The organism is Myroides sp. LoEW2-1 (genome assembly GCF_009767705.1).
Taxonomy (GTDB): domain Bacteria; phylum Bacteroidota; class Bacteroidia; order Flavobacteriales; family Flavobacteriaceae; genus Flavobacterium; species Flavobacterium album_A.
Genome location: NZ_WSPP01000110.1, coordinates 1 through 8,618, shown reverse-complemented (window position 1 = coordinate 8,618; position 8,618 = coordinate 1). Strand labels below are relative to the sequence as shown.

Annotated in this window: 8 protein-coding genes; 4 read left to right on the top strand and 4 right to left on the bottom strand. The window is 32.8% G+C overall.

The annotated features are described in order from the left end of the window. Both GOQ24_RS07535 and GOQ24_RS07530 read left to right on the top strand, forming a co-directional pair. A partial coding sequence (locus GOQ24_RS07535; protein WP_208103213.1) for a hypothetical protein occupies nt 1-248 on the top strand: 248 nt, incomplete at its 5' end. A gap of 369 nt (nt 249-617) precedes the next feature. Continuing rightward, nucleotides 618-1,403: an IS982 family transposase gene (locus tag GOQ24_RS07530; RefSeq protein ID WP_155093503.1), complete on the top strand. Its 786-nt coding sequence runs from the start codon at nt 618-620 to the stop codon at nt 1,401-1,403. 38 nt (nt 1,404-1,441) lie between these two features. Here the strand turns inward: GOQ24_RS07530 and GOQ24_RS16640 are convergent, their stop codons facing one another. The 4 genes from GOQ24_RS16640 to rlmF all read right to left on the bottom strand — a co-directional run bounded on the left by GOQ24_RS16640 (nt 1,442) and on the right by rlmF (nt 4,864). Beyond that, nucleotides 1,442-1,972 carry an RHS repeat-associated core domain-containing protein gene (locus GOQ24_RS16640; RefSeq protein ID WP_230381573.1) on the bottom strand — a complete coding sequence of 177 codons (531 nt, stop codon included), beginning with the start codon at nt 1,970-1,972 and terminating at the stop codon, nt 1,442-1,444. Between the two features lie 1,032 nt (nt 1,973-3,004). After that, on the bottom strand, nt 3,005-3,133 hold the full coding sequence (locus GOQ24_RS16785) for a hypothetical protein (RefSeq protein ID WP_262885663.1): 129 nt from the start codon (nt 3,131-3,133) through the stop codon (nt 3,005-3,007). A gap of 27 nt (nt 3,134-3,160) precedes the next feature. Next, the gene (locus tag GOQ24_RS07515; protein ID WP_160339408.1) at nt 3,161-3,889 is read right to left on the bottom strand and encodes a hypothetical protein; all 729 of its coding nucleotides are present in this window, start codon (nt 3,887-3,889) and stop codon (nt 3,161-3,163) included. Nucleotides 3,890-3,955: 66 nt separating this feature from the next. After that, nucleotides 3,956-4,864: a 23S rRNA (adenine(1618)-N(6))-methyltransferase RlmF gene (gene rlmF, locus GOQ24_RS07510; protein ID WP_155093294.1), complete on the bottom strand. Its 909-nt coding sequence runs from the start codon at nt 4,862-4,864 to the stop codon at nt 3,956-3,958. 247 nt (nt 4,865-5,111) lie between these two features. Between rlmF and GOQ24_RS07505 the strand changes: the two genes are divergently transcribed. After that, the gene (locus GOQ24_RS07505) at nt 5,112-6,470 is read left to right on the top strand and encodes a hydroxymethylglutaryl-CoA synthase family protein (protein WP_155093295.1); all 1,359 of its coding nucleotides are present in this window, start codon (nt 5,112-5,114) and stop codon (nt 6,468-6,470) included. Between the two features lie 340 nt (nt 6,471-6,810). After that, the gene (locus tag GOQ24_RS07500; RefSeq protein ID WP_160339407.1) at nt 6,811-8,367 is read left to right on the top strand and encodes a hypothetical protein; all 1,557 of its coding nucleotides are present in this window, start codon (nt 6,811-6,813) and stop codon (nt 8,365-8,367) included. Nucleotides 8,368-8,618 lie beyond the last annotated feature (251 nt).

The window sequence follows — 8,618 nt, the reverse complement described above, 5'->3', positions numbered from 1 at the left end:
AAAAAACTAAGCTCAGAACTGTTCAGTTTGCACCGGAATCATCTGTTCAGTTTGCACCGGAATCACCTGTTCAGTTTAGACCGGAATCACCTGTTCAGTTTAGACCGGAATTACCTGTTCAGTTTAAACCGGAATTACCTGTTCAGTTTAGACCGGAATCACCTGTTCAGTTTAGACCGGAATCACCTGTTCAGTTTAGACCGGAATTACCTGTTCAGTTTAGACCGGAATACCCACTATACTTATAATTTAAAATAACTCTAATATTCATAATTTCATTATACCCTATTTCTCTACTAAAAGCAGGAAGTATACTATCAAGTGAATAAATAATAGGTAAGTCTAGAAATTCTTTCACCTTTTCTTGGTCAAAGAAATCATAGTTAGTGTGATTCTTAATAAAGTCATTACCCGTTGGGTGAAATGAATTGCGTAAAAAAAAGAGAATATAATTAAGACAGATATTGGTCAAGATACTGAATTTCAGTATCTTGACATTTTCAAACAAACCAATATCTATGTCAAATATACGAAATAACTATTTAAAAATATTAGATGTAATTAACTCATTGCAGTTAGATTTTAATGCTTGTATTGTTGCTGGAAGAAAACCTAAAATGACTGATATAGAAGTTATTGCATTGAGTTTAACTGCTGAATATATGTCTATCGACAGTGAAAACTCATTGTTTAAACAACTTAATAAACAAGAAATACCAAACTTACTTGAGCGAAGTCAATTCAATAAAAGAAGGCGAAAACTTTTTTTACTTTTAGAGGAAGTTAGGATAAAATTAGTTTCTCGTTTTTTAGAATTCGAAGATTACTTTATTGTAGATAGCATGCCTTTAGAAATATGTAAGTTTTCCCGCCATCGAAGAATTAAAATCTGTAAAAACGACTTTGAAACTGCTCCTTCTAAAGGGTTTTGTGCTTCCCAAAACAATTGGTTTTATGGTTATAAATTACATGGTGTTTGTTCTGTGAGCGGTATTTTTCATTCTTTAGATATTACAAAAGCTGAAGTTCATGACATTCATTTTTTGAAAACAGTAAAAAATCAATTATCTGATTGTGTATTACTTGGAGACAGAGGTTACTTGTCTCAAAATGTTCAGTTAGATTTATTTCAAACAGCTAATATCAAATTAGAAACACCTAAAAGAATTAATCAAAAAGATTACAAACCACAACCTTATATCTTTAGAAAATCAAGAAAACGAATAGAAACGCTATTTTCGCAATTATGTGATCAATTTAAAATCAGAAACAATTATGCCAAAACATTTTTAGGTTTTAAAACAAGAATTTTAGCCAAAATAACAGCCTTGACATTGGTTCAATATGTCAATAAATTCATTTTTGATAGACCTATAAATAATATTAAAAATCAAATCATTTAATTACACCCAACGGGTAAAGTCATTATAAATTGTTACCATTAATCAAAATATTTATCATTAAAATTTATTTTCCCATTTGGAGCATACTTTTTCCACTTTTGGGGACTTACTGCTCTAGTTCTTGTAGATTTATTAGCCAATGGAACACCGTCTGCATCAAATCCAATTTTTTGCTGTTCAAAGAATCTTCTTGCTCCTTTATCAGATCTATTACCAGTATTTACTGGTGTAAACTCAACTGTATTTCCTGCAGGAAGCATTCCTGTTCCAACATGATCATTCATTCTAGATTGAAAATCATTTGTAGAACCTCCATATGTATTACCATTCTTATCATTAAATGAATATACTCCTCCTCCTTCAGGTGCATTTGCCCCCGTATTAACTTCTTGATTTGTAGGTGTACCAGTTGTTGGCTCTTGACAATTAAGTCCAAACACATCTAACCAATTATTCGGATCCACTACATACCCATACAGCGTAGGGTTACCACCTGCAAGACCTATCGGGTCTTGTGAGATATAATTCCCATCCTCAGGGTCGTAGTAACGGAATCGGTTATATGCCAGTCCAGTTTAACTCCCTCTTTATTATTTTAAATTAAGAAGTCGTTGAATGCTGAAGCATTTCACTATCCAGTGTCTGACCTTGATAAAGGTAGTTACAAAATCTCTAAACTTCGCATAGAAAACCAATAGTTTACTCTCTCTTTTTTGTTTTACTCTTGGAGGTGTTCCATTGAGATTTAACTTCTGAAACTGTATTTCTATTCTCCCTTTATCTATGAAATTATATATTAATCCCAGATTACGCGATAGACATATAAACGAAAAGTAATTATACAAAATAGCTCTGAATTAGTGAGTGAAGCATACTATAGTATGGTTTTATAACTAATGAAAGAGATATGAAATAGAATTGCTTTATAGTATTTGGCTAATGCGTAATCCAGGATAATTATAGTTAAGTAAACCTTAAACACACGACTTCTATCTCCCCTAAATCTATGATCTAATATTACCTATATCTCCTACTTTTGCTTAAAAAACACAAAACACCTCATTACCACCAACTTAACACACATTCAACTTATTTCGACATTTTACAAAACAGCTTCTGAGGCCACTAAATATGGACGTTGTTCAAAGATTGTAGGAGGTTTGTTCGGAGATTGTTCGGATATAGTGCGGAAAACAGGGCTTTTACCCAACAATATCCGAACAATCTTCCAATAAGACGTTTACAAGGGAACCTTCGACACTAAACTAAAGGGATCTTATTTATCTCTCATAGAGAATAGAGCAAATGCAAAATTAGAAGTAATCAATTAACAAAATCAAAGAGTTACAATAAGCATGAAATGATACCATTCCAAACTAACTTGTTGTTTATGTAGTTAACTCAATATTCACTCTAAGTTAAAAGCAATAGCTAACAAGAAGTCAAGTGCAACAATATGTAGTTGACAAATCTTCTGGTTAAGTGGCATTTCATAATTTGCAAATTAGGACATATTTACAAGATAAATATTAGCGATATTGTACTCCTAAACAAAAAAGCATGGATACTGAACCCATGCTTATCGTTTTTATATTACTATTCTATAACGCAATCTCACTATTCGCTATTTCGTTCAACAAAACAACCATTGCTGGAGTTGTACTCTTCTCGACATTAGCTATAAAGTGTTCTTTTTCACCAATGAGAATCATATCTTCTTTGCTCCCCATTCTGGCTGGGTTATCCTTTATTTCTTCTCATGTACTCGAAACGCATTCTTCCATTAAGTCGCGACTTGTAATACCTGTAGGAGTAATCACCAATCCATAAGGTGAGGCCAAAAGCGGCTTCATGACTACACCGTACAAAACATCTGCAACATGGTACTTATCCATAAACTTTACAAAGTTTTTCTTATTATCTTCAAATGGCTTTAATTCGCTTTTAATTCCCAACTCCATTATCCTACCCTTGATTGTTGTTGCTTTTTTAACTTCGTCAGGCAAAATATTAAGGCTCTGAATTTCAGGCAAAATGATTTGGATAACTTCACGCAAAGCTACTTGCATGGCTTTCAGCTGTTCTTTTGGTATATCAAGTTTAAACTTTACAGTAAAGTCATTCCATACTTTGTTAAAGAGTTCCTTCGCATCTTGGTTTTGAGTAAACTGATATCCCAAAGCCCCTGTATTTCTTCCTACAAATGAAACATCACCTTGTACCAACACTCTTAAATTTGTTACTATAAAACCAATACTATGGCGCTTACCTACAACTGGTATTTTCAAGTGCATTCCAACATAGCTATATACATACTCATCTGGGAGAGCCCCAACAGGTTGTAAAATCTGCTCAATAGCTAATTTGATAATGTGAGAGTTGTCCTCCCATTTTGGATGTTCTATATTAGAAACCATCAAAATCTCTTGTATTGTAACCGAAGAAGAATCCAGGTATTCTTTTAATTTTCGCTCAATATTTTGCATAGTATGTTAATTTTAACACACTAAAGATAAATATTTTAATATCATAAATCACAATTATGAAGTAGCTTAATACTTCCAAGCTAAGATACGACTTACTTTATTTCCTTGTTCCATATTGATAATACGCACCTCTTTTACTTCTGAGCGTTTAAGCAATGACTCAAGTGGCTTTAAATTATCCTTATTTGATACAAGAGTAGTAAACCATACAGCTTGCCTTTTAAAGTGTTTACTTTCGTAGATATAATTCGTTATAAAAGCTTTCTCTCCTCCTTCACACCAAAGTTCGTTATTCTGTCCACTAAAATTTTGAATAGGTTTTCCAACCACTTCTTTTCCTAAATTCTTTAGTTTTTGGGTGGTCTTTGCCATTACTTCTGCTCTTGATTTAAAGAAAGGAGGATTGCAAATAACAACATCAAAGTACTCCTTCTCTCCTATAATGTTTTTAAGAATATTTCGCTTTGATGTTTGTTGTCTAATACTAACATGGCTTTTTAAGTGGGGATTATGCTCTACTATATGACTCGCAGTTTTGATAGAAACAACGTCTAACTCAGAACCTACAAACTCCCATCCATATTCGGCTACGCCTATAATAGGGTAAATAACATTAGCTCCTATTCCCAAATCTAATATTTTGACACTCTTACCAGTAGGAATCTTTCCTTGATTTCCTTCCGCTAACAAATCTGCTATATAATGGATATAATCTGCACGACCAGGTATTGGCGGACAAAGATTTGTCTTTGGCATTTCCCAAAATGTTATCTTGTAATCCTTCATCAATATCGCTTTATTCAACAAAAGAACTGCTTCTGGAATGGCGAAATCAATGGTATCAACACCAGAGGGATTCTTAATAATGAAATTTCCTAACTCAGGTACTACTTGTTTCAATTTATCAAAATCATATAAATTGTGATGCTTGTTGCGTTGGTGTAGTTTCTTTTGTGTTTTCTTGCTATCTTTCATTATCTTGAGATTTGCTACAAAATTAGATTATTTAAAGAACTAAACAGACACAAACTAAAATAAATAGAAACCATACCTATGTTAATTTACGAATAGGAGATTAGTACTTTAACCCATCAATAAAAATCAGCACTATTATCATCTCTAAACCATTAACATAGCATTATTAGAAAAAATTAATCCAATTAATTTAGTTATTTATTCGAATAGCCTGTAATTTTACCATTCACAAAAATCAATGATTAAAATGAAAGTTGGAATAGATAGTTTAGCATATTTTATCCCTAAAATTCACTTGCCTATAGAGACCTTAGCCAAAGCGAGAAATATTGAACCTCTGAAACTTACCAAAGGTTTAGGTTTACAAAAGATGGCTTTGTTAGATACTTTTCAAGATGTAGTGACGATGGCTGCAAATGCCGCTCATAATCTACTTAAAGACAATCCAAATATACTTCCGAAAGAAATAGCTAAGATTTATGTTGGAACAGAAAGTGGGATAGATAACTCTAAACCTATTGCATCATATACACTGGGATTATTAGAACAAGTATACGGACAAGGAACTTTTAGAAACTGCGATGCTGTTGATCATACTTTTGCTTGTATAGGAGCAGTGGATGCTATGCAGAATGCGATAGACTTCATCAAAGCAAATCCTACAAAAAAAGCCATCGTTATCGCTACGGATTATGCCAAGTATGACTTAGCTTCTACAGGAGAGTACACACAAGGTGCTGGTGCTATTGCCCTACTTATTAGTACAAATCCACGTATGATTGCATTTAGCTCACAAACTGGTGTAGCCACTGAGAGTGTATTTGACTTCTTTAAACCGTATCGCACACTCGAGAAAAAGCTAATAACAGGAAAGGATACAAATCAAGTTTGGCACGGTATTGAAGAAGGGGAAATAACTTTGCACAAAGATCAACCTGTATTTGAAGGTCAGTATTCAAATCAGTGTTATATCAATAGAATTACAGAGGCCTACACCCACTTTAAAGAATTAAACAATAGACAAAGTGAAAAAGTATATCAACACTGGAAGGCTATCTTAATGCACCTACCTTACTGCTACCAAGGCCGTAGAACTTTTCATGAAATTGTATTGTTGGAAAATCCTGATTTAATTGATATCACAGCGGAAGATGCTAAAGATCAAATTAAAGCATTTGCCAAATCAGAAAAGTACATGGAATTGGTCAAAGACAAAATTGCCCCTTCAGAAATAGCTTCTGGAAACGTGGGAAATATCTATACTGGCTCTATTTTTTTAGGACTCTTGTCAACACTGACTCACTTCGCTGAGACAAGTGAAAATATCGAAAACTCGAAACTTGGATTTGTCGCTTATGGATCAGGCTCTAAATCAAAGGTATTTGAGGGAGAAGTACAATCAGAATGGTTGCAGGGAATGCCTTCAAAGTCCATTTTCACTGCGATTGAAGAATCTGAAGCAATCGATTTTGACACCTATATTGCACTGCACAAAAAAGAGAGAAAATCTCCATTAAAACAAGCTTGTAATGAATTCATACTTGATAGGATAGAACAAGAGATACCTCATTTGATAGGTGCTCGTTATTATAAATTTATACAGTAACTTACTGCCTTTGTTAATCCCTTGAATATAATTCAAGGGATTTTTTGTTTTATCCTCTATTCTACTTTGTTAAATCAAAACAAAAACGTCCCCCACTTCTCTACCGAATACTCATCCTACTTCCTATTTTCACCCATTATTCTTTGGGCAAATCAATTCTATTTTTTGATCTAAATCTTGTATCCGATACTTATATCGAAAACAATTATTTAAACAAAAATACAAAAAAGACATTTTTTGTCAATAAAACTTAAAACAATCAAATATTTTTATATTTTAGCAATATTGTATTGTTAAATACATTAACAATTAAACTAACCCAAAACTAAAAACTTGAAAAATGAAAAAACTATTTGTATTAGCTTGCTTTATTTCCATGGCAAGTATTACGAGCTCGTGTAGTAATGACGACTCATCAACTCCTTCGAAAGAAGAAGAAACAAAAAACGAATTGGCCCTAACTAAAGGTCAAGGAACTTACCTAAAGACATTAGATGACAAAGGTTTTTTCAATCTAACTTTAAGTGGAGAGGACACTAAACTTGAATTAAGTTTAATTTCTAAAAAAATTGAGAGTGTAGATTTGTTAGAACCTAACATTGAATCTCATAAATATATACTCTCAACAGATCAACTACTCTACACCTTATCACCTGAAAGCAATCTAATCAATAAAAATGAAAAACTAACTATTCAATCTGCAGAGTTAGAAATTATCAATCAAGAGAATAAATACAGTATTACAGGTACAATTGTCGATAGCAATCAATTAACTTACACTGTAAAATTTAATGATGCAATTGATATTCAGCCCCTTTATCACACCGAATATACCTTGCAAAATGGTTGGTATTGGGGAGATGATGAATACAAACATCCCAATATCGGACAGTACATGACATTTTTTGCTGCTGGAAAAACAAATAACTATGGTGAACTTGACGGGGACGGCTACCGCGTTTCACTATCTCTTTATGACGAAAAAGCACCTAAAGCATGGGAAGCAAAAATACCTAATAAGACGTATCAAGCTTCTACAACTTTTGATAAGGGAAGCTTCTATATTGCAACATCTAAAGACATTGAAAAAGAAGAACCTGTGTACCGATATGCCTATTTTGAACACAGAGATAGCGACAAACAAATAAATCGAAAGGTGTATATACGAGATAATTCTTTCATTAAAGTCATAGAAACACCAAAAGGTCAAGAGGTGAGATTTAATCTTGAGTTATCTGATGGAACTCGTCATTTAGGAAAATACAATGGACCTATTAGACAAGGAGATGAAGCTACTATAACATCATTAAAAGAGAATAGGACAGTTGGCAACTTAGATATTGGTTATTTAGAATTTCAAGGTGCTTCGCCTATTAATGGATTGCAGAATAACAGATGGAATATTTACTTGTACAATAAAGACTTAAAAACAGATCCTGATAACTATTGGGCAGTAGGTGGCTCAGGGGAATATATGCGCATTGCTTTATATACGGAATTAAACCAAAAAACTTCTATTCCATCAGGTACTTATAATATAGGACCAGAAGCACCAAATATGGCAGGTTTTGGAGAGGGATTTGAAGCAGGTTTTGATTGGGGTACTTGGTACTTTGATTTAAAAAATAGCGATTTTAAAGATGCGGCTCCAGCCAAGAGTGGAAAAATAATTGTTACAAACCAAAACAATGTCTACACTATTTCTGTAGAATTTGAAGACGACAGAGAAAATATAGTTACGGCTAAATATACAGGAGAATTGATCTTTAAGAACAATGATAAAAACAAAATTTTTGATATTCATTCAGCTAAGTATAACAAGAACACCAAAAACTTCTTAGAGCAGTATAAACAAGAAAAAGCTTTAAGAGTACTTAATCGCTATTTGGGACAATAATTAGTCAACTAAAAAATACACAATATCAATACCCTCAACGTTATAGTTTGAGGGTATTTTTACTTGTGTAAACGCGCACACAAATTTGTCAAATAACTATGTAATAAAAATATTTCTGTTAATTTTTTTTTCAATACGTCACATAAAAAATAGAGTTTCAAGTAGAAATAGTCGAAACAAACAAAAGCAAATATTCTCAATAAGTACATATTTTAACATTTCAAAAACAGAAAATAACAATATGTAAATAC